Raw genomic sequence first — 21,458 nt, 5'->3', positions numbered from 1 at the left:
CTGCGCTCCCTAGCGAATAACCTTTTTAATTACCGCTAACAACTGATCAGGATTAAAAGGTTTTACAATCCAACCTGTAGCACCTGCGGCTTTTCCCTCTACTTTTTTATCAAGTCCAGACTCTGTAGTGAGCATAAGCAATGGCGTAAATTTATAATTAGGTAAGGTGCGCAGCTCTCTTATTAATGTAATACCGTCCATAATAGGCATGTTTACATCGGATATTACCGCATCAAAATCTTGCTGCTTTGCAATTGCTAAAGCTTCGCTACCATCTTTTGCTTCGGTTACATCAAACCCTGCTGTTTTTAGGGTAAAGCTCACCATTTGACGCATTGATGCAGAATCATCAACCGCTAAAATTCTTTTCATATAAACCTCTAACCTTTACTTTCGAGTATTAAATATTGACTTAAACCGAGTTGATTAACGGTATGTGTTAACGCTTCGCTGCTGCCAACCCAAATTATTTTATGATGGATGGTTTGCAGGTGTTTTTGTAGGGAACATAAAAGTTGAATTGAAGCCGTGTCAGCAGATCTAACATCACTAACGTCAATGCAAATATCATCATTGCTATTGAGTTCTTGGAGTAAATCTTGATGTAGAGTCTCAACTTGCGTGATGGCAAGTTCACTGGGTAGCTTTAGCATTTTTTTGGGACTTTCCCTGTCAATTCAATTCATAACAAAAGCTTAGACCTAGTTATTGAAATTGCCATAAAAGGGTAAAAAAAAATTATAATACCAATTCGCTTAATTAAGTGATCTATTTTGAGGATGGAAAAACGTGTTGATAGCTAGGCAAAAAATTCGTTATTTAGTTGTTCTAAATGAGAATTTTTTAACGCAGATAGCGATACGTTTAGCCCCGCAAAATGATTAAGTATTATTGTGGATTGGTATAAATGCATTAAAAATATAAAAAAAGGAGCATAAAGCTCCTTTAAAATTCATTAAAAGTTAAAAACTAGTTTTTATAGTAGTCAGCTATTTTTATAAACTCTTCGGTTAATTGTGAGGCATTGATTAAAGGTACGCTGCCTTGTTTAAATTCAGGCTTAAAAATAGCTCTTACAGCACCGTTTTGATCAACCAGTGCCACAGATGCGCTATGATCAACTGCATATTCTGATTCGTTAGAATCGCTTATAGCGTAAATTAAGCCAAGCTCCCTTACTAAAGGAAATAGGTCTTTATGGGGACCTGAAACAGCTAAAAAGTCAGGATTAAAATAATCTATATAAGCTTTTCGTTTTTGTGCTGTATCTCGCTTAGGGTCGACCGACATAAACCAAATTTGTAGCGGGTAGTCGCTGTGCAAATTTTTATAAACATTGTTTAGCTTAGCAAGGGTCAATGGGCAAATATCGGGGCAACTTGTATAACCTAAAAATACTAAATTCCATTGCCCTAAAAACTGCGCTTTAGTGACTAATTCTCCATTTTGATTATTGAGCTTAAAGTTCGACAGTGGTTTTGCGGTTTCGTAAACTAACGCATCTACATCAGGGGGGCTATTTTTATCTGAACAGGCTGATAAAAACAGCATTAAAACAATACTAAAACAGAGCTTTAATCGCATCATAAAGGGAGCCATTTATCTATAAATAATACGACAAAGAGTACCATTAAATGAATGATTGAAAAACGAAATAAGTCCATAGCAGTTTCATCGTTTCCGGCAATTTTTAACTTAACGGCTTTGTATATGAATACTGCATTTAATGCACAAGCTCCAATTAAATATATTAATCCCGACATACCAATTAAGTAAGGTAATACACATACAACGGCTAGTAAAACAGAATAGGCAACCACACATGTTTTGCAAAAATCTATTCCGTGAGTAACAGGTAACATGGGTATTTTAGCTCGTTCGTAATCACTTTTACGGGCTATCGCAAGCGCCCAGAAGTGCGGTGGTGTCCAGGTAAAAATAATCATTACAAGTAACCATGGAGCGGCTGCCATTTGGCCTGTTTCAGATACCCAACCAAGTAACGGAGGCATCGCGCCCGCTAAACCACCAATAACAATATTTTGCGGAGTGGCACGTTTTAAAAATGAAGTATATATAAAGGCATAGCCAACCAATGCAAATAAAGTCAGTATTGCGGTCAGTGTATTTGCCCACACCATCAGCATAATAAAACCAGCTACGCCAATAGCAGCTGCAAAACTAAGTGCATGGGTCTTACTCAAACGCCCTTTAGCAACAGGACGATGACGGGTACGCGCCATTTTTGAGTCTATCTCGCTGTCAACAACGTGATTGATCACCGCAGCTGCCGCAGATAGTAAACCAATACCTAATAAACTCGTAAATTGTACAGCTATGCCTCTACCTACATCTGGAGCCAGCGCTAAGCCTACCCAAGCTGTTAATACGAGCATAGCCACAACCTTAAATTTGCTGATAGCTAAGTAATCTTGCAGTAAATTATAAGTACGATTAATTAAAGGTAGCGAGCTCTCGCCTTGTAGTGCTTTTTTATCAATTGTAAGTGCCATAACAACTCCCCTTTATGTGCGTGACTTTAGGTAGTAACACAACCTAACCATTGTTAATAATAGTATGGCAGCCATTAAATTGTGCGCCAGTGCTACCCCTAACGGAAAGTGCCAATGCACCACCGCAAGCCCTAAACTTATCTGACAAAGTAAGGCAACAAGTACGCTAACCACACAATTTTTTATTTTTTGAGAGTATGCTTGGCTGTATATTCGCCACATTATAAGAGCTAAAACAACACACGTTACAAGCGCCCAAATACGATGCAATAAATGTATAGACATACGCGCTTGTTGCGATAACACACCAAACTCGTAATTACTGTGCTCAAGGGGTAACTGAAATACACTACTAAGCGAAAATGGTTGAGCGTAGCTACACAAAGGTAAACCATTACAATGCGGTGCTGCATAATTTGCAGCAAGCCAACCGCCAAGCGCTATTTGAATAATGAGCACACCTAGCGCGACTAGACTCAAGCTAAAATACCTTTTTGCGCCGCTGTCTCCACCCATTATAGGTTTGGCTGTTAAGCGTAAATACAAAAGTGTAATTAGCGATAAAATACTAAAACCACCTAATAGATGGCCCATCACAATAAGTGGCTGTAAGTTCATGGTTACAGTCCACATACCAAGTGCGGCCTGAAATACTACAAGTAAAAGTAAAGCCAGAGGCAACTTAACGGGTGTAGTTGGATATTGACGCTTTAAAAAGGCCAATATAAACAAACCTAAAATAAGTAAACCTAAGGCACCTGCAAAATAACGATGGATCATTTCTTTCCACGCTTTTGCGGTTTCAAACATCATGTCGGGGTAGCTTTGCGTAGCGAGTGCTATATCAGCTTCATGTTTTGGGACGGTTAAAAAACCATAACAGCCGGGCCAATCTGGGCAACCAAGGCCTGCATCACTTAGTCGGGTATAGGCACCCAATGCCACTACAACTAAAGCAAGTAAGCCTGTTATTAATACATAGTTTTTATAATTTTTATACATTAAATACTCCAACTTAAGTAAGCTTAGCAATTAGCTCGAACGAGAATAATTAAGTAATTTTTTTAGATCTTTTAATAAACCTTTTTGTACTAAACGGTTTTCTTGTGGCTGCGTTTTAAAAGGATATTCAAGAACTACAAGCCCCATATGATCGATTAAATACAAGCTGGCTGGCTTTAAATTTTGTTGGCCGCTTATCATTTTCCAAGGTAGTTTTTTATCATTAACGATCCCCATCACCGCCATATCGACCTTGCCTTGGTTTTTACCCAATGCCACATATAAATTATCTAGCGCACTTAATTGTTCATTACATGCACTGTTACACTCTGCGGAGTAATTAAGCGCAATCGTCCACTGTTTGGGGTTGTTTTTTTGCCAATTAGTAAGCTTTACTTCTTGTTCTAAAAACTCACCATGATTTGTTATCGCCGTTGGTAACCAATCAAATTTAAGCGCACCATACGCTAGTGCTAGTGGTATGGCGCAGCAGATTACAAATAATAAAAGTGGTTTATTTTTCATTGTGTGTCCTTTTTTTACTAGCAAAAACAGCCACGAATACACAGGCAATGGCGATTAAAAACCACTGTACTGCGTAGGCATGATGTTTTTGCGGGCTCATAACAACAGCTTTATAATGAGGAGTAGCTAATTCATCCCCTTCACCTTGCCTATAAGCCATGTAGTTAACGAGTTTTTGCTGACTGGTTTGGCTTAGCTTATTAAGGTCAATATTTTGAATTCTAATATTGGAGGGAGCAGCTTCGCGTTCGAGCGTAAAGCCACTGAGGTTGTTCTCTTTTATTTGTGCAATTAATGTAAAGCGCTTAGTAGGAAGCTTTATTTTTGGTAATTCACTTCGAGATAGCGGGGCCTTAACCCAGCCAAGGTTTACCAAAATAGTGTGGGAGTCATCTGCTGGTTTAAACAATACTAATAAGTCGTATCCGACTTGCCCATTGTAAACTTGATTATCCAACAGCCAATATTGATCTTGAATAAATACCCCAGTTAATTCAACCAACACCCCTGTTTTATTCCAGTTAGAGGGTAAATTAGTAAGTTGCTGCCAACTCATAACACCTTGGGTTTGCAATTTTTCAATAGCCGTTAACTGCTGCTGTTTTTGCTCAGCTCTTTGTAGCTGCCAAAACCCTAAGCGCACACAAACAAGTACCACAACCGTCACCATACAGAGTGTGATTATTGAGCTAAGCTTTTGTTTGTGCCATAAAACTAACTGCATAAGGTTCAACCCAGTGATTATTAAAATTATTATCGTACTGTTGTTACTGTTTATACTTTTTAACTTATTTAGAGCTTTATTTATTATGGTATCTGGTAAGACAAGTGGACGGCCTATGTCTCACTTTTTAGGCCGCCGCGTGATGTTTTCGGTTGTTATATTAATTATGGTAATTGCCGCACTTAAATTTGGCTTTATTAAAGCTAATAATTCCCCAATAAATGCTACAGCACATATACAAATACAAATAAACACAGCCATACCACATCTACAAAATGCCAGTACCAAGCAGCAGCTTGAAATGCAAAATGCTTATCTTTAGTAAAGTGCCCTTTTAATATTCGTAAAAAAATAACCAGCAACAGTACAGTGCCAAGGGTTACATGCATGCCATGAAAACCAGTCAATAAAAAGAACGTATTACCGTATACACCGGCATCAAGCGTTAAATTTAAATCGTTATAGGCGTGTATATACTCCTCAACTTGCAGAGCCAAAAAGCAAACACCTAATAAAATAGTTGCCCCTAGAAATACTTTAAGTGGCGTACGTTTATTGTTTTCCATTGCTACGTGGGCAAAATGTAAAGTAACCGATGAGGTAAGTAGTATTAATGTGTTTATAAGCGGTAAGCCTTGCCAACCCATGGCTTGAGTTATATCTCCTGCAGGTGTTGTAATTAACGGCCAAACGGCTTCAAAGGTAGGCCATAGCACTTCGTTAGTCATCGCATTATTACCAGCCCCACCTAACCAAGGTACTGATAGTATTCGTGCATAAAATAACGCGCCAAAAAAGGCCATAAAAAACATTACTTCAGAAAAAATAAACCAGCTCATACCTTGTCTGAACGAACGATCCATTTGCGCTGAATATAAGCCTTGATCGGACTCAGTAATTACATTTTTGAACCAGCTATAAAGCATGTATAAAAGCACGGCAATACCAAAATATAGCAAGTAAACGCCGCTCCCACCTCCTTCTTTTGAGGCACTCATAACCGTTAATGCAGCACCTACCGCAATAAAAAACAAAGCAATAGCGCCCACTATTGGCCATGGGCTTTGCTCTGGTACGTAGTAATTTTCATATTCTTGATTCATGTTACTTGCTCCTAGTTTTACACTAGACATGCAGGCTAGTTATTGCTCGCTACTAGCTGCTCACTAATATCAAATACGGTGTACGATAAAGTTAGCTCTTCTATATCGCTTGGTAATGCGGTATCAACATAAAAAAGTAGTTTAAACTCAAGTTCTTCCCCTGCTTTTAGCGGTTGCTGATCAAAGCAAAAACAGGCAATTTTATGTAAATACTTAGCCGCTTTACCGGGCGAAACCGAGGGCACAGCTTGCATTACTTTATCGAGGTTACTGTTATTTTTAGCGCTAAACATTACCTCACGCATAGCGCCGGGTTTAACAGCAACACTGTATTCTTTTGACTTAACAACAAATGGCGCGCCACTTTGCGCATGGGTTGTAAAACTCACCCCTATTTCTCGGTTTTGAGTAACCTGTGTACTTAGCTTTGCTTGCTCAAGCGATGGCTTACCATTTAGCCCTGTTACATCGCAAAATACGTCGTATAAGGGCACTAAGGCAAAAGCAAAAGCAAACATACCTATGCAAATAAGTACTAAGCGTTTAAGTAGCGGCGCGTGAGTCATTACTTAATTTCCGGTGGTGTAGAAAAGGTATGATACGGCGCTGGCGATTCAACTTCCCACTCTAAACCTTCGGCACCATCCCATACTTTTGCAGGCACTTTATCGCCACCTCGGGCGCACTTAATTACCACGGCCACAAATAAAAGCTGCGATAAACCAAATGCAAACCCACCAATACTTATAATGGCGTTAAAATCGGCAAACTGCAGCGCATAATCTGGAATACGTCTAGGCATACCGGCAAGCCCTACAAAATGCATAGGAAAAAACAGTACATTTACACTCACAAGCGATAGCCAAAAATGCCATTTAGCCAAGGTAATATTAAACATATTACCGGTCCATTTAGGCAGCCAGTAATAAGCACCCGCCATTATCGAAAAGATGGCTCCGGTTACTAATACATAGTGAAAATGCGCCACCACAAAGTACGTATCGTGATACTGAAAATCAGCAGGTGTAATGGCTAACATCAACCCAGAAAAGCCTCCTAAGGTAAACAGCACAATAAAGGCAATACTAAATAGCATGGGGACTTCAAAGCTAATTGAGCCTTTCCACATGGTCGCTACCCAGTTAAATACTTTTACTCCAGTTGGCACCGATATAAGCATCGTTGCGTACATAAAAAATAACTCGCCAGCCACCGGCATACCTGTGGTAAACATGTGGTGAGCCCATACAATAAAACTAAGTAGCGCAATGGATGAGGTGGCGTACACCATGGACGCATAACCAAATAGTTTTTTACGCGAAAAGGTAGGCACTATGGTCGATATAATGCCAAAAGCTGGCAAAATCATGATGTATACTTCAGGGTGACCAAAAAACCAAAATATGTGCTGAAACATAACCGGGTCGCCACCGCCGGCCGCATCAAAAAAGCTAGTAGCAAAGTATTTATCTGTGAGTACCATGGTCACAGCTCCCGCAAGTACAGGCATAACAGCAATTAACAAAAATGCAGTTATTAGCCATGTCCACACGAATAACGGAAGCTTCATCCATGTCATACCCGGAGCACGCAAATTAACTATGGTCACAATTACATTGATTGCGCCCATAATTGAGCTGATACCCATAATATGAACGGCAAATACAAACAACGCAGTATTATCGTTACTGTAAGTGGTTGAAAGTGGAGCGTAAAAAGTCCAGCCGAATGCAGGGCCACCGCCAGGCATAAATAAAGAAGCTAGCAGGATTAAAAATGCGAAGGGTAATATCCAAAAGCTCCAGTTATTCATTCTTGGTAATGCCATATCTGGCGCACCAATCATTAATGGCACCATCCAGTTAGCAAGGCCGGTAAAGGCTGGCATAACCGCACCAAATACCATAATCAAGCCATGTACAGTGGTCATTTGATTAAAAAAATGAGGCTCAACTAGTTGTAACCCAGGTTGGAATAATTCGGCCCTAATGACCATAGCCATAGCGCCGCCAATTAAAAACATAGTCAGCGAAAAAATTAAATATAAGCTGCCAATATCTTTATGATTGGTTGTATATAACCAGCGCTTAAAGCCTTTTGCAGGATGATGACCGTGGTGAGCTTCATTGGCGTTAGATTGTTCTACTATGCTACTCATTAGTTCGCCTCCCCATCAGCATCAAGTGCTGCCTGAATTTCACTAGGTTGAATTACATCACCCGTATCGTTACCCCACGCATTGCGTTTGTAGGTAATGACTGCAGCAAGTTGTTTTATTGATAGTTGTTTAGCAAAAGCTTGCATTGCAGTACCAGGGCGACCATGGATCACAACATCTATATGATCTTTTATATCACCAAGCACAATGGGACTGCCTTTCAGTGCAGGAAATACGCCTGGTAACCCCATACCCGTTGGCTGATGACACGCAGCGCAACTTGCCATATACACTTGCTCGCCTAAAGTCATTAACTCTTCTTTAGGCAACGTTTGATCAAGCAGAGCAGCATCGGCTAATGCCGCTTTTTGCTTTGCTTGTTTTGCATCAGCAAGCCAAGCGTTAAAATCTTCCTGTGATTTTGCCTCGACCACCACTGGCATAAAGCCATGATCTTTACCGCACAGCTCAGCGCACTGTCCTCGGTAAATACCTTCTTCGTTAATGTTGCTCCATGTTTCGTTTATGAAGCCGGGGTTGGCGTCTTTTTTAACAGCAAAATCAGGTACCCACCAAGAGTGAATAACGTCATCCGAGGTGATTAAAAAACGTACTTTTTGATTAATTGGCAGCACTAATGGCTTATCAACTTCAAGCAAATAATTTGGATTTTTATCTGCAAGGTTGGCTATTTCATCTTGAGGGGTAGATAAAATTGAGTAAAACGCGACATCCTCACCCATGTATTCGTAATGCCACTTCCACTGCGAACCAGTAATTTTAATGGTTAAATCAGCTTTGCTGGCATCTTCCATTGCAATAAGTGTTTTAGTGGCAGGGATTGCCATGGCAATTAAGATAACAAATGGAATGGCAGTCCAAAGTATTTCTACTTTAGTACTTTCATGAAATTGGGCAGGTACTGCCCCTTTAGATTTACGGTGATGAATCAGTGCCCAAAACATAATTGCGAACACTATCACCCCAATCACACAACATATTAAAAATATGGTCATGTGTAGCTGATATACATTATTGCTTATATCGGTTACGCCTTTGCGCATATTGTATTGGCTATTTGCCATTACATGCTGCGGAAAAACAATCAATACAAGCCACAAGGTAGAGGTCAGTTTACCCATGTGACGGCTCCTTTGATGCTATTGCGAGTGCAAAGCGAAGAGGCATACGGCTTAAACGCCTATTCGTTATTTTTATTATTTAACCAATCTTATTTGTTTTAATTGGTATTGCTGTGCCAACAAAGAGTTTGTGTATATTGTGTGTTCTCAAAACTAAAAGCTGTGAGTTATTGTTAGCCCAGCAAATTAATAATTAGCTAAAAAACGTACAACAAGCAAGTTTTAGTATAAAAAACAAACAAGTTATATTTTAAAATGAGCCTTAATTACACCAACATAAATACAATTTAATAATCAAAAAACGAGCTAAAATAGGGGGTGTATCACATAAAAGAAGAGTTAGGTACGAGTGCAAAAAAGTTTACAGCTTAGATAACTTTATGACTGCTTTAGTATTGCTAAAAGGTGGGTTTTTAAAACAAAAATGCACACTAAAAAGTGCGCATTTATAAATTTACTATCTAATATAGGCTAGAAATTACATCCAATCGGCGTTTCTAATTACACCTACTGCTAAGCCTTCAATATTAAAAGACTCATTTTCAAGGTCTACTTCTATTGGCGTAAACTCTTCGTTTTCGGCGTGTAATAATACTTTGCGGCCTGCTTTTTCTAGGCGTTTTACGGTTACATCTTCATCAACTCGCGCAACCACAACTTGACCGTTTTCAGCGGTTTGAGTGCGATGTACAGCCAGTAAATCACCATCCATAATACCAATATCTTTCATACTCATGCCATTTACACGAAGTAAAAAATCGGCGGCAGGTTTAAACATTAAAGGATCTATTTTGCAGTGGCTCTCAACATGTTCTTGCGCCAAAATAGGAGAACCTGCAGCAACACGCCCTATAAGTGGTAGGCCTAACTGCTCTGGCTCTTCTTCTTCAATTAATTGAATTCCACGGCTGGCGCCTGGCTTCATTTTAATAGCACCTTTTTTTGCCAGTGCTTTTAAGTGCTCTTCTGCTGCATTAGCACTTTTAAAACCTAATGTTTGCGCTATTTCGGCACGTGTAGGAGGCATACCAGTGTCTTTAATAAAAACTTTAATGAGTTCTAGTATTTGAGCTTGGCGTTTCGTTAATGGTCGCATACAACTGGTTTTCCATACAGTACATTTAACTGTGAGTATATACAGTTAAATAAAAATCGCAAATTTAAATTGTGCTTTAAAATAGCTAAACTAAAAGCATATGTGTACATTTTAGGTATTTATAAAATTCACATTTATAAAGTGCTATAAACTTGGTTTTAATTCAAAGGAGTAATTATGAGTATTTGGCACCACCCCATCACTTTAGAGCTTTGCAAACAGTTAGAAGAAGGCATTGACGGCCAAGGCACATTAATGAAAACCATGGGCATTGAAGTCACAGAAATTGGTGATGATTACCTAGTTGCCACTATGCCTGCTATACCTGAACATCATAATCCTATGGGTATGGTTCACGGTGGTGCAAATGTAGTACTTGCTGAAACAGTAGCAAGCTATGCTGCTAATTTTGTTGTCGACTTTACAAAATTTTATTGTGTAGGGCAGGAAATTAGCGCAAGCCATTTAAAAGCATCTCGCAATGGTACTTTAACTGCAACCGCTAAGGCTTTTCATATAGGTAAACGTAGTTCTGTGTGGGAAATAAAAATAACAAATAGTCGCAATGAGCTATGCTGCGTATCAAAAATGACCGCAGCAGTTGTAGAGCGCAGGTAATTACTTCTTTTTATTTTTCGATAGGATAAATAGTAATTTCCATACCTGCACCAATCGCAGATATACGTAGCAGTGTGTCTGCATGTAGGGCTTGGTTAAAACACTTAGGTGACGTGCCCGATTCAAAGCCAATATCAAACGTTCTTCGCGAGCAGCTTAGCCATTGCTTAAGCGCGTTACGTGAACACGACTCAATAAGCTCGCACAAGTGGTTAATAGCTTTATCTGGTGTTGATATTTCACCTGAGGCTTCAATACGCGCAAGTTGACGATATTCGTCTTTATCATAATGCAAAACCGTCGCGTTTTTCTTTAAGTCTGCCACTAAGGCGCTAATATCATGTTTAGACTCAAGCTCTAGATCTACATTTAAAAATTGAATTTCCGACATTGTCTGCTTTTTACCCTCTTATAGTTTCATCGCAAACTTTAACGCAGTTTTACTTTTATACCAAATTAACAAAGCAGTAATCCTTGCTTTATCTTCATAAATACACTTTTTAGCGCTTTTGGCACCTAACTTGCTCGTTTTAATTAAGCTGGCTTAATCGCTTAGTTTTACAATTAAACAATGAAATTAATACACACATTGTGTAAGTAACGATTTTTAAGGAGCATTAAAATGGTAGATCATGGTCCACAAATTAAAAACGACGATCAGTACGATGCACTTCGCGATGAGGGCATGAGTAAACAAAAAGCCGCACGTATTGCCAATAGTAATACCCATAAAACAGCGGTAAAAGGCGGCAAAGCCTCTCAGTATGAGCAACGCACAAAAAAGCAGTTATACGATAAGGCAAAAGAGGTTGGTATTAGCGGGCGCTCTAAAATGAGCAAACAAGAGTTAATAAATGCCCTGCGTGAAAGCTAAAATTAACTAAAATCTATTGATGTCATTAAAGCCTCATATTTATAAACTTATGAAAAACTGCGACAAAATGCCGCAGCAAAAGCGTGGGAAGCTATAATAAACTAACGCTAAAAATAATAAGAAGATAAATATGAGCAAAAAAATATTTAAGCGTGCACGCAAATTACATAAGTGGCTGGGCTATTTACTTGCCTTACAAATTTTGGCTTGGCTTTTAGGCGGCCTAGTTATGAGCGCTATTCCACTTGAATATGTGCATGGTAAACACCTTGCCAAGCGCACACTTACAAACCCATTTGCACAAGCCGACTACCCCGCATCACTCGATAATATTACTTCACAAGTGGCTAATCCCACTCAAATACTATTTGAAAACTTTTTAACTACTCCCCTTATTACTGTTATCAATAATACCGAACAGCAAAGCTTTAATGGTTTAACGGGGCGCCCTTTTGAACCACCTACTAAAATACAAATTACCGCTAATGCGCAGGCTCATTTACTAATCAACGCTAAGCCAATTAGTACAACGCTTTTAAAACAAGGTACTCGAGAGGTCGGATACAAAAAAAATGTGTGGCAAGTACAATTTAACGACACCTTTAATACTACGCTGTATTTAAATGCAATTAACGGCAAAGTAATTACTGTTCGCAGTACTCTATGGCGTATATTCGACTTTTTTTGGATGCTGCACATAATGGATTACGACGAGCGAGAAGATTTTAACAACCCGTTACTCATCAGCTTTGCAGCCACCAGCGTGCTATTTTGTTTATGCGGCATGTTGCTACTTTTGCAAAATTTAAGGCTTAAAAGGATTTTTAAATAGGTTTATATTTTAATTTCAAGGCTTTAAACTAGCGCCTCCTGTAGTTCACGTATGTGATGGATATGCTTAAATTTATTTTAGCCTTTGTGGCTTGTTGTATTTGTTTTTCGGCATCGAGTGAAGAATTCACCCGTTTTTCAACGGCTAAAAGGCACTTAATTAAAACCCTGCCTAATAACGCCAAAAGCCTCTACTGCGGCTGCGACATTAAAAAACAAGGTAAAAAACTAGTGCCAGATCCAACGGATTGTGGTTATGTGCCTCGTAATACATTTACCCGCTCAGGCAAGGTAAACCAGCGCGCTTTACGTATTGAATGGGAGCACATAGTGCCCGCGTGGGAGTTTGGCCACCAGCTACAATGCTGGCAAGACGGCGGACGCAAAAACTGCCGAAAGGTCAGTGCTAAATTTAGGAAAATGGAAGCCGACATAAACAACTTAGCCCCCGCTATTGGCGAAATTAACGCAGATCGCTCTAACTATCGCTTTGGTATGCTTAGCGAAAACGCCACACAGTATGGACGCTGCGAAGTAAAAGTTAACTTTAAACAACGCGTAGTAGAGCCACCATTTTATGCCCGTAAACGCATTGCCGACACCTACGCTTATATGCAAAAAACATACGGGCTAAAAATATCTGATAAACAACAAAAGCTATTTGATGCGTGGCAAAGGCAAGCGTTTGCTAATAAAAGTAGCGCAAGCAAGCTCTAAAAAAGCCTGGTTTGTACACTCATTTACATAAATCAGGGCCAAATACGTTGAATAAATAGGCGGGTGTTGTAATATTTTAAACAACTTATTTACAAAAAGTAGTTTTGTATGTTTAAAAATAATAAAGCATCACTCGCTATTATTGCTGCACTTTCAGGTCTAACGCTTGCTGGTTGTGGCGGCGGTAGCAGCATGAATGAAACGCCAGATCCAGTAATAACCCCTCCAGCAAGCTCAGCACCAACGTGGACTGCTGGAGTATTTGAGCCATCGGATGATTTAAAAAACTTTTGCGAAACACCGCGCACAGGTAACGATCCGTTTAATAATAATGAGCCTTACCCAGACCAAGCAGGCTCAGCACTTTACGAAAAGCTTTGGCTTCGCTCGTGGAGTGACGAAACCTACCTTTGGTATGACGAAATTGCCGATAACGACCCTGAATCATTCGATACAGTAGCTGAGTACTTTGCTCAGCTAAAAACCGAAGAGCTAACCGACTCAGGTGCTAAAAAAGATAACTTTCATTTTTCTGAGCCTTCTGAGGACTACTTTCAAGAAGCGCAATCGGGTGTTACCTCAGGTTATGGCATAAATTGGGCATTTATAGGCGACTCAGCCGATAGAATTTTGCGCGTTGCCTACCTTGAAGATGACTCACCAGCAAGCCAAATTGGCTTTCGACGAGGTGATACTGTCCTTGAAGTTGATGGCGTAAGTATAAATACCAATACACAAGCTGGCGTAGATACCCTAAACGAAGGTTTATTTAGCCCAACTAATGGTGACTCGCACACCATCGTTGTGCGTAGTATCGATGGCGCCGAAAAAACCTTTAACGTAACCGCTGGCAACATAGAGCAAACGCCTGTTCAAAACGTTAAAACCTTAACCACAGCGAATGGCACAAGCGTAGGTTACATGCAGTTTAATAGCCATATAGGTATTGCCCAAGAAGGCCTAATTGCTGCCGTTAACAAATTTAAAACCGATAACGTAGACGAGTTAGTAATAGACTTTAGATACAACGGGGGCGGTTTATTAGCGCTTTCTTCGCAGCTTGCTTACATGGTAGCTGGCAGTGCAAATGTGCAAAGTCGTATTTATTACCAAACCCAGCAAAACGATAAACAACCTGTTGAATCGCCTTTTCCGTTTATAGATGAAGAGATTGATTACTCAACCTTTTTTAGCACTGGTGAAAGCCTACCCGATTTAAACCTATCTAAGGTGTATGTGCTTAGTACATCGGGCACTTGTTCGGCATCAGAAGCCTTTATTAATGGCTTAAAAGGTATAGACGCAGAGGTTGTGCTCATTGGCGATACCACCTGTGGCAAACCATACGGCTTTACTCCAACTCATAACTGCGCAACAACCTATTACACGATTCAATTTAGTGGTGTAAACAGTAAAGGATTTGGTGAATATGCAGCAGGCTTTACGCCTACGCCTTCGCCGCAATTTGATGCTGATGTTAAAGGTTGTGTAGTGAGTGACGATTTTGACAGCCCATTAGGCGACCCAAGCGAAGGGATACTCTCTACTGCGCTTTACCACATTGATAATAACGGCACGTGCCCTGTTAGCACCGCCTCTGCGAGTAATAAAACGCAAGTACAAAGCGCTGCTGGCGATAGCAAGCAACTATTACCTTTAAACGCACCTGATAACTTTAACCGTGGCAATATGGATTTAACATGGCCTACGTTAAATAAGGATAAGTAATGACAAAGCTAGTGGCAGTATTAATATTATTATTTATTGGAGGCTGTAACAGTATGAATAATGCCACTGCTAAGCCTGCGCTACTAACAGAGGTAAACCCAGGCGTTATAGCTACGCTGCAACAAGCGATTATACAAGCTAAAGGTGGCAAACTAGTTACACTAGCCGACACCGTTTTTACCAAACGCAGTGAGCTGTTACTAAACCATGGTACAAGTAAAGATTCAAATGGCATGCCCATAATGGGCGCGCATAATATAAAGTCTGAAAAATTTGTTTTACAAATAATCGGCGAGCAGTGTGTGCTTTATTATCCTAAAAAAGATATGTCTATTGAGCTTAAAAACGTAAGTTGTAAAGCGCAATAAAATACTATTAAAAAGGCACACAGCATTAATACTGTGTGCCTTTATCATTTTTCACTTGGTTTATAAGTCTTGATGCGGACCAAACACTTCGTAATGAATATGCTCGTTTTTAACGCCTAGTGCCAGTAACTGGCTTTTCACAAACGCCATAAACCCAGCGGGGCCACATAAGTAAAAATCGCCATTTTTAAGAGGTAACTGTTTTTTTATGGCCGTTAAATCCATTAGCCCAGTAAAATCAGCCCCATCACTGCTTTGATTAAACCACGTCATAGTTTGCAAACAGTTATAAACCGTACTTAATTCATTTAAATAGTGTGCAAACGAGTGCTGTTGAGTATTTTCGCACGCATGTAAATACAGAATGTTGTTATTAGGGTTATCGCTTAATAACGTTTCGAGCATAGCAAGCATTGGCGTTTGCCCAACACCTGCTGAAATAAGTACCGTCGGTTGAGTGCTATTGCGTAAAAAGAAATCACCTGCAGGCGGGTATAGTTCAACTATGTCACCTTGAGCTAGTGAGTGTAAATAATTAGACACCATGCCAGGCTTTGGCTGTAGCTCTTTTTTAACACTAATACGGTAGTTTTTACCGTTACTTTTTTGCGAAATAGAATACTGGCGAATTTCTTCATATTCAGCGCCCTCTGGCTTAACTTTAATACCTAAATATTGGCCAGGTTTATGGGTAATAACCGCTTCGCCATCAACCGGCGTAAGTGTAAAGCTTGTTACTAGCTCAGATTCAACTTGCTTGTTGGTTATTTCAAATTGGCGAGTACCCACCCAACCACCCAGTGTGTTTTTACTGTGTTCATACAAAGCCGCTTCTTCAGTAATACAAATATCAGCAAGCAGTGCGTAAGCTTCACGCCATGCGTATTCTACATCTGGCGTAAACTGCTCTGGTATTAGCTCTTTTAAGGTGCCAATTAAATGAGCACCAACAATGGGGTAGTGCTCTGGTAAAATATTTAAACTGGTGTGTTTATGATTAATGCGCGCTAATGCCTCTTTTAACACCGCTAAGTTATCAATATTTTGGGCGTATGCCGCTAATGCGTTAAACAAAGCAAATTGCTGGCGGCCGGTGTTTTGATTCGCCATATTAAAAATATTTTTAAGCTCTGGGTTATGGCTAAACAAACGCTTATAAAAATGATCGGTAACAACCGTGCCGGCTTGCGCTAATAACGGAACGGTGCTTTTAACAATTTCAATGGTTTTATCAGATAACATAATGTATTCCTGTAGGTAAACTAACCACGACGCCCATCAACACGACGCCGCGTTAATATAGGTGTGCAGTAAATTAAAAATAACAAAAAAGCCACTAACCACAGCAAAGCACTTATCTGCCAAGCAAAGTGTGGCCCAATAATTAAGGGGAGTATTGAGCGAGTAATAGCTGCCACCAGCACAAGCGCAAAAGCAACAGATATATAATTAGGGGTGCTAAGCGTACGCCCTGTATGACCAAGCGATACACGGGTCATCATGGCTAAAATCATCATCCCTATTGTGCCAATAGTGATAAGGTGGAGCGCATCTTTGAAAGGTATTCCGCTTGTGTAAAAGCTAAATGCAATCATCATTAAGCCAACACCTAAAGCAAGATAGGAAAAGTGCAAAGACCATAATAAAGGCACTTTTAGCACTTTTGCGTCCCACCAAAACCCAGATCGAATTAAGTGAAGCGCAGACACTATTGCAACAATGAATGCAGGGCTAATTGAGCTTAAAAATAACTTGCTGATAAAAAATAAAGTAATTGCCAATATTGATAAATACAGTAGCGCTTTATCAATTTTAGGAGTGCGGGTTTGCTCGCTAAGCAATAAACCTTTAGCAGTAAAAAAGGGAAGCACCCGCCCTACAACAATGCCTACCAGTAAGCTAATAACGAGTACGGCGGTGTCAACCACAGCCAAAGCAAGCTGCATGTTGTTATTTAAAACAAGTAATAAATAAAGTGTATTGAGGGCGCACAACACACTTAAAATAGCTAAAAACTGATAGTTATTTTTACTGCGTGCTTTTAATAGCATATTAGCCAGCGCAGCAATTGCACCTATCCACCATGCAAGCTGCAGCACAGTGACAGCCAATAAATTAATATTGGCAAAATCTGGCAGCACAATAAAAAAAGCTAAACGAGCAATTACCCATATTAAAGTAAGTAGCATAAGTGCTTTGCCACTTATACTTCCAACGCCCGTCCATGTTTGTGCCGCCGTAAGTAAAAAACCTACAGCAACCACTCCTGCAAAGCCAAACAGCATTTCGTGCGCATGCCAAAGTGTAGCTGGTATGGTTAAGTGCCAACTAGCATGGCCCGTTAAAATAAGTAACCAATACCCTATCGAAAAAAATGCCAGCAAACCGCCTGCTAAAAAGTAAGGTCTAAATGCAAGCATCCATAACGGCCATTTAGTTACGTGATGGATAGCTATGTGTGCTGGCATTGGCTCTGTTAAATTTAGTGGGCGCATTAACGTACTTCCTGCCCTAAACCATGTTGAGCAACACAGCGCAGCACATAACTAACTTTTAAAATAGCTGCCACTACAATAGTGCTAATATGCGCTGATATTTGTACCTGCATCGAAAAGTACTCTGCATACGAGTAGCTAATTAAAATGCTTACAACTATACAAATAACGCTAAGCCCTAATACGGTATTAGCAGTAAATAAAAGCGATTCAAAAAATGAGCCTAACTCAACATTGTTGCTTACATTATTTATTATAAGTGTGTTCATAACTACCTCGGTAACCATTAACGTTACTTAGCTATTACACATACTGTGCCAATAAAATAAAACACTACTATTCAGTAGGTTAAATATAATCACTTTACAAAGTAAGTCTTTATGACCTACTCTATTTTAAATCATAAAAACACGTGTAGGTCATTTTGACATGAATCAGCAATTCAACCTCACCCCAGTAGCTTTAGAGCTTGCCCAAAGCACCCTGCACGAGCACAGCTTTGACCAATTACTGGCAACGGTTGAGCGTGTAATACCTAGCGATGCCAGTGCATTACTTGTGGTGCAGGGCGAGCAACTTAAACCCTTAGCCATTAAAGGCCTGATGCCCGACAGCCTTGGCAGGCGTTTTAAAATAGCAGAGCACCCTCGCCTTAAGGCTATTTGTAGTGCTAGCCACGCATTACAATTTGCACACGACTGCCCACTGCCCGACCCATACGACGGCCTACTGCTGGCTAAAACAGGCGATATTCCTGTGCATGCCTGTTTAGGCTTACCCCTTTACGATAAAAATGCACTACTTGGCGTACTCACGTTTGATAGCCTTAATGCAAATGCCTTTAGCAGTATCAGCACAGATACGCTAAGCACCTTACAAACGCTGTGTAGTGCACATTTTAAAACGGCTCTAGAGCTTGCCCACTACAAACACCATGCGCAGCATTCAAGTGCACTTGTGCAAGAGTTAACACGTGATGCACTTACTCGCGATGGCGGTGAAATAATTGGCCAAAGCCCAGTAATAAAAACGCTTAAAAATGAAATAAAACTAGTTGCTGCCTCTAACTTTAGTGTATTGGTTTTAGGAGAGACAGGCGTAGGAAAAGAGCTAGTAGCGCGTAATATTCACTTAAATTCTGCACGTAAAGATCAGCCTCTCATTCACTTAAATTGTGCATCACTTCCCGAGAACCTTGCTGAGAGTGAGTTTTTTGGCCATGCCAAAGGCGCTTTTACTGGCGCACTAAATGCCCGCCAAGGTAAGTTTCAGCTAGCTGATGGCGGCACATTATTTTTAGACGAAATTGGCGAGCTGCCATTGGCAATGCAAAGTAAATTATTACGTGTGTTACAAAGTGGTGAAATTCAAACCGTTGGTGAAGACACACCAAAATACGTAGATGTTCGAGTAGTCGCTGCCACTAATCGCGATTTAAAACATGAGGTAGCACAAGGTCGATTTAGAGCCGATTTATATCACCGGCTAAGTGTTTACCCTATTACCGTACCGCCACTTAATGAACGTGAGCACGACATAACCCTACTTGCTGGTTATTTTATTGAGCAAACAGCCCGCAAATTAGGTATTAAACAATTAAAGCTAAGCACTGAAGCGCAAGCATTGCTTAACCAATACAGTTGGCCTGGTAATGTACGCGAGCTTGAACATGTTATTAGCCGCAGCGCATTAAAGGCTAAGCAAAGCCAATGGCAAAACCCTATAGTTTCGATTACAAGCGAGCACTGCGATTTAACCCCACAGCTAAGTAATACAGTGCAAGTTAACACGCAAAAAACCATTCACACTGCCTGTAATCAGCCATTAAAGCAGGCCGTTGAATCTTTACAATTTACAGTTATAACCGAGCAACTAAAGCAGCATAATTATAACTGGGCAGCAACTGCAAGAGTGCTGGAACTCGACAGAGCAAACCTTGTACGCCTTGCTAAGCGTTTAGGTATTGAGGTTAAAAAAACTATTTAAGGGTTTGAGGCTTATTAAAATGCGCTTTTAATAAGCCTGCAAAAGCTTGTACTTTCGCGGTGCGATGCACTAAATGATGTGTTACAAGCCAAACATCAGTGGGCCAACTAAGCTCACTATGTAAAATAGGTACTAAATCATTATATTGGGCCGCTACCCCATGCAGTAAACCGCCTATGCCTAAGCCTTTAATTATGGCTCTTGTTGCTTCGGAGGTTTCTGAAACCCGTAACTTTATTTGCTGCGCCGGAATATGCTTATCGGCCCACTCAAAATAAGGAACTCGTGCATTAAAACCCGCTACACCCGATACAAAGTTATGATGCTGTAAGTCACTCAATGTTTTAGGCAGGCCATACTTATTAATGTAGCGTTTGTTGGCGTACAAGCCAGATTTAAGCTTAGTTAAATGCTGAGCTATATAATCCCCTTCATCTGGCCTTGGCCCTGCGCGCACTGCAATATGTGCTTGCCCATGATCGAGCCTTAACCGCTTTTGTTCTAAAATAACTTCAAGCTGTACTTGAGGGTGTAAAGCCTGAAACTCTTCGCAAACATCGCCTAGTACATCCATAAACCCACTTACTGTGGTAAGTAATAAACTTCCGCGTAACGTACTGTCGGCAGCGGCAATATCGTTATGTAATTGCTCAAGTGACGAATCTATAGTTTGCGCTGTAGTAAATAATTTAGCGCCTATTTCAGTTACTTTATAACCCCGGGCATGTCGATGAAATAAACGCGTATCTAAGTTTTTTTCAAGGCTATTAATACGTCTGAGTACTGTACTGTGGTGCACATTTAAAACCTCTGCGGCAGCCGTTAGCGTACCAAGCCTTGCAACTTCAAATGCTACTTTTACATCTTGCCAGTCGTCAAATTTTATTGCCACGCTACCCGCCTTCTACTTATGTGCATATACGCACATAAGTGTTGCGTTTATTCGGGTTTTCTACAAGCAAAAATTTGCTACATTAGTGTTATACCCAACCAATAAAAGGTCTAAATTATGTCAGCACCAAAAATTATCGCGCTCGCGGGTAGTCTGCGTAAAGATAGCTTTAATCAAAAACTAATTAACGAAGCAGCTCGTTTTGCTCTGCAAACAGGTGCCGAAGTAGAAGTAATTAAACTCGCCGATTTAGATTTACCTATTTTTAGCGAAGATATTGAAGCGCAAGGCACACCAGCCGATGCCCAACTTTTAAAAGATAAGTTACGCGCTGCTGATGGTATTTTGCTAGCAAGCCCTGAGTACAATGGCTCTATTACTGCCGCGCTTAAAAATGCAATTGATTGGGCGTCACGTACTGAGCAAGGCGCTGTGCCTGCATTTCGCAACAAAGTAGTGGCGTTATTTGCTACATCACCTGGTGGGCTTGGTGGGCTGCGCGGTTTAAACCATGTACGCGACATTTTAAGCGGCATTGGCTCATTAGTGCTTGCCGATCAGCTAGCGGTACCTTCAGCATTTACTGTATTTGACGAAAACGGCCAAATCAGTGACCCAGCCACCGCAGAAAAAGTCACTGCACTAACACAGCAGCTCGTTTCTGTTGCTAGTAAATTGAGCTAAAT

Annotated in this window: 26 protein-coding genes; 9 read left to right on the top strand and 17 right to left on the bottom strand. The window is 40.3% G+C overall.

Going from position 1 to position 21,458, the window contains the following annotated elements; translation table 11 throughout:
* Positions 1–9 precede the first annotated feature (9 nt).
* From CWC11_RS12795 to CWC11_RS12765, 7 genes are all read right to left on the bottom strand, one after another.
* Positions 10–372, bottom strand: coding sequence for a response regulator (locus CWC11_RS12795; RefSeq protein ID WP_058547942.1), 363 nt, complete (start codon positions 370–372; stop codon positions 10–12).
* Positions 373–380: 8 nt separating this feature from the next.
* Positions 381–653 (bottom strand): STAS domain-containing protein, encoded by a 273-nt coding sequence (locus CWC11_RS12790; RefSeq protein WP_104641771.1) that lies wholly within the window; start codon positions 651–653, stop codon positions 381–383.
* A gap of 316 nt (positions 654–969) precedes the next feature.
* Positions 970–1,587: an SCO family protein gene (locus CWC11_RS12785; RefSeq protein ID WP_138682993.1), complete on the bottom strand. Its 618-nt coding sequence runs from the start codon at positions 1,585–1,587 to the stop codon at positions 970–972.
* A complete protein-coding gene (gene cyoE / locus CWC11_RS12780; protein ID WP_138682992.1) occupies positions 1,584–2,513 on the bottom strand; it encodes a heme o synthase in 930 nt (309 codons plus the stop codon). Before cyoE ends, CWC11_RS12785 begins: the two co-directional genes overlap by 4 nt.
* A 12-nt stretch (positions 2,514–2,525) precedes the next feature.
* Positions 2,526–3,515, bottom strand: a complete 990-nt coding sequence (locus tag CWC11_RS12775; protein ID WP_138682991.1) for a COX15/CtaA family protein — start codon at positions 3,513–3,515, stop codon at positions 2,526–2,528.
* 30 nt (positions 3,516–3,545) lie between these two features.
* On the bottom strand, positions 3,546–4,040 hold the full coding sequence (locus CWC11_RS12770; RefSeq protein WP_138682990.1) for a transmembrane cytochrome oxidase associated protein: 495 nt from the start codon (positions 4,038–4,040) through the stop codon (positions 3,546–3,548).
* Positions 4,030–4,764 (bottom strand): SURF1 family protein, encoded by a 735-nt coding sequence (locus tag CWC11_RS12765; protein WP_138682989.1) that lies wholly within the window; start codon positions 4,762–4,764, stop codon positions 4,030–4,032. The genes CWC11_RS12770 and CWC11_RS12765 overlap by 11 nt, the downstream gene beginning before the upstream one ends.
* On the opposite strand from CWC11_RS12765, the gene CWC11_RS12760 reads away from it, so the two are divergent.
* A complete protein-coding gene (locus CWC11_RS12760; protein WP_349304431.1) occupies positions 4,718–5,086 on the top strand; it encodes a DUF2909 domain-containing protein in 369 nt (122 codons plus the stop codon). The two genes, CWC11_RS12765 and CWC11_RS12760, sit on opposite strands and share 47 nt — an antisense overlap.
* Here the strand turns inward: CWC11_RS12760 and CWC11_RS12755 are convergent.
* The 5 genes from CWC11_RS12755 to lexA form a co-directional block, all read right to left on the bottom strand.
* On the bottom strand, positions 4,989–5,867 hold the full coding sequence (locus tag CWC11_RS12755; protein WP_138682987.1) for a cytochrome c oxidase subunit 3: 879 nt from the start codon (positions 5,865–5,867) through the stop codon (positions 4,989–4,991). The two genes, CWC11_RS12760 and CWC11_RS12755, sit on opposite strands and share 98 nt — an antisense overlap.
* 35 nt (positions 5,868–5,902) lie before the next feature.
* Positions 5,903–6,433, bottom strand: coding sequence for a cytochrome c oxidase assembly protein (locus tag CWC11_RS12750; RefSeq protein WP_138682986.1), 531 nt, complete (start codon positions 6,431–6,433; stop codon positions 5,903–5,905).
* Positions 6,433–8,025 carry a cytochrome c oxidase subunit I gene (gene ctaD, locus CWC11_RS12745; RefSeq protein WP_058547951.1) on the bottom strand — a complete coding sequence of 531 codons (1,593 nt, stop codon included), beginning with the start codon at positions 8,023–8,025 and terminating at the stop codon, positions 6,433–6,435. The genes CWC11_RS12750 and ctaD overlap by 1 nt, the downstream gene beginning before the upstream one ends.
* Entirely contained in the window at positions 8,025–9,167 is a 1,143-nt protein-coding gene (gene coxB / locus CWC11_RS12740; protein ID WP_138682985.1) for a cytochrome c oxidase subunit II, read from the bottom strand. The genes ctaD and coxB overlap by 1 nt, the downstream gene beginning before the upstream one ends.
* 478 nt (positions 9,168–9,645) lie before the next feature.
* Positions 9,646–10,263, bottom strand: coding sequence for a transcriptional repressor LexA (gene lexA, locus CWC11_RS12735; RefSeq protein WP_138682984.1), 618 nt, complete (start codon positions 10,261–10,263; stop codon positions 9,646–9,648).
* Between the two features lie 177 nt (positions 10,264–10,440).
* Between lexA and CWC11_RS12730 the strand changes: the two genes are divergently transcribed.
* Positions 10,441–10,881: a PaaI family thioesterase gene (locus CWC11_RS12730; protein WP_138682983.1), complete on the top strand. Its 441-nt coding sequence runs from the start codon at positions 10,441–10,443 to the stop codon at positions 10,879–10,881.
* Between the two features lie 10 nt (positions 10,882–10,891).
* Here CWC11_RS12730 and CWC11_RS12725 read toward each other — a convergent pair whose 3' ends face one another.
* Positions 10,892–11,272 (bottom strand): hypothetical protein, encoded by a 381-nt coding sequence (locus CWC11_RS12725; protein WP_058547956.1) that lies wholly within the window; start codon positions 11,270–11,272, stop codon positions 10,892–10,894.
* A 231-nt stretch (positions 11,273–11,503) separates the two neighbouring features.
* Here CWC11_RS12725 and CWC11_RS12720 point away from each other — a divergent pair, with 231 nt between their 5' ends.
* From CWC11_RS12720 to CWC11_RS12700, 5 genes are all read left to right on the top strand, one after another.
* Entirely contained in the window at positions 11,504–11,755 is a 252-nt protein-coding gene (locus tag CWC11_RS12720) for a DUF7218 family protein (RefSeq protein ID WP_089348912.1), read from the top strand.
* Between the two features lie 130 nt (positions 11,756–11,885).
* Entirely contained in the window at positions 11,886–12,587 is a 702-nt protein-coding gene (locus CWC11_RS12715) for a hypothetical protein (protein ID WP_138682982.1), read from the top strand.
* 56 nt (positions 12,588–12,643) lie between these two features.
* On the top strand, positions 12,644–13,303 hold the full coding sequence (locus CWC11_RS12710; protein WP_138682981.1) for an endonuclease: 660 nt from the start codon (positions 12,644–12,646) through the stop codon (positions 13,301–13,303).
* Between the two features lie 108 nt (positions 13,304–13,411).
* Positions 13,412–15,031 (top strand): S41 family peptidase, encoded by a 1,620-nt coding sequence (locus tag CWC11_RS12705; RefSeq protein ID WP_138682980.1) that lies wholly within the window; start codon positions 13,412–13,414, stop codon positions 15,029–15,031.
* The gene (locus CWC11_RS12700; protein ID WP_138682979.1) at positions 15,031–15,399 is read left to right on the top strand and encodes a hypothetical protein; all 369 of its coding nucleotides are present in this window, start codon (positions 15,031–15,033) and stop codon (positions 15,397–15,399) included. Before CWC11_RS12705 ends, CWC11_RS12700 begins: the two co-directional genes overlap by 1 nt.
* A gap of 60 nt (positions 15,400–15,459) precedes the next feature.
* Here CWC11_RS12700 and hmpA read toward each other — a convergent pair whose 3' ends face one another.
* From hmpA to CWC11_RS12685, 3 genes are read right to left on the bottom strand one after another with little or no spacing between them, the layout of a single operon-like run.
* Positions 15,460–16,641 (bottom strand): NO-inducible flavohemoprotein, encoded by a 1,182-nt coding sequence (gene hmpA / locus CWC11_RS12695; protein WP_138682978.1) that lies wholly within the window; start codon positions 16,639–16,641, stop codon positions 15,460–15,462.
* 20 nt (positions 16,642–16,661) lie between these two features.
* Positions 16,662–17,894 carry an NnrS family protein gene (locus CWC11_RS12690; RefSeq protein ID WP_138682977.1) on the bottom strand — a complete coding sequence of 411 codons (1,233 nt, stop codon included), beginning with the start codon at positions 17,892–17,894 and terminating at the stop codon, positions 16,662–16,664.
* The gene (locus CWC11_RS12685; RefSeq protein WP_138682976.1) at positions 17,894–18,163 is read right to left on the bottom strand and encodes a hypothetical protein; all 270 of its coding nucleotides are present in this window, start codon (positions 18,161–18,163) and stop codon (positions 17,894–17,896) included. The genes CWC11_RS12690 and CWC11_RS12685 overlap by 1 nt, the downstream gene beginning before the upstream one ends.
* A 160-nt stretch (positions 18,164–18,323) precedes the next feature.
* Here CWC11_RS12685 and norR point away from each other — a divergent pair, with 160 nt between their 5' ends.
* Positions 18,324–19,880 carry a nitric oxide reductase transcriptional regulator NorR gene (gene norR, locus CWC11_RS12680; RefSeq protein WP_138682975.1) on the top strand — a complete coding sequence of 519 codons (1,557 nt, stop codon included), beginning with the start codon at positions 18,324–18,326 and terminating at the stop codon, positions 19,878–19,880.
* Here norR and CWC11_RS12675 read toward each other — a convergent pair.
* Positions 19,873–20,772 (bottom strand): LysR family transcriptional regulator, encoded by a 900-nt coding sequence (locus CWC11_RS12675; RefSeq protein ID WP_138682974.1) that lies wholly within the window; start codon positions 20,770–20,772, stop codon positions 19,873–19,875. The two genes, norR and CWC11_RS12675, sit on opposite strands and share 8 nt — an antisense overlap.
* A 117-nt stretch (positions 20,773–20,889) precedes the next feature.
* Here CWC11_RS12675 and CWC11_RS12670 point away from each other — a divergent pair, with 117 nt between their 5' ends.
* A complete protein-coding gene (locus tag CWC11_RS12670; RefSeq protein ID WP_138682973.1) occupies positions 20,890–21,456 on the top strand; it encodes an NADPH-dependent FMN reductase in 567 nt (188 codons plus the stop codon).
* Positions 21,457–21,458: the final 2 nt, after the last annotated feature.

It is taken from the genome of Pseudoalteromonas sp. S3178, assembly GCF_005886985.1.
Taxonomy (GTDB): Bacteria; Pseudomonadota; Gammaproteobacteria; order Enterobacterales; family Alteromonadaceae; genus Pseudoalteromonas; species Pseudoalteromonas carrageenovora.
This window is presented reverse-complemented; position numbering and strand designations above follow the sequence as displayed.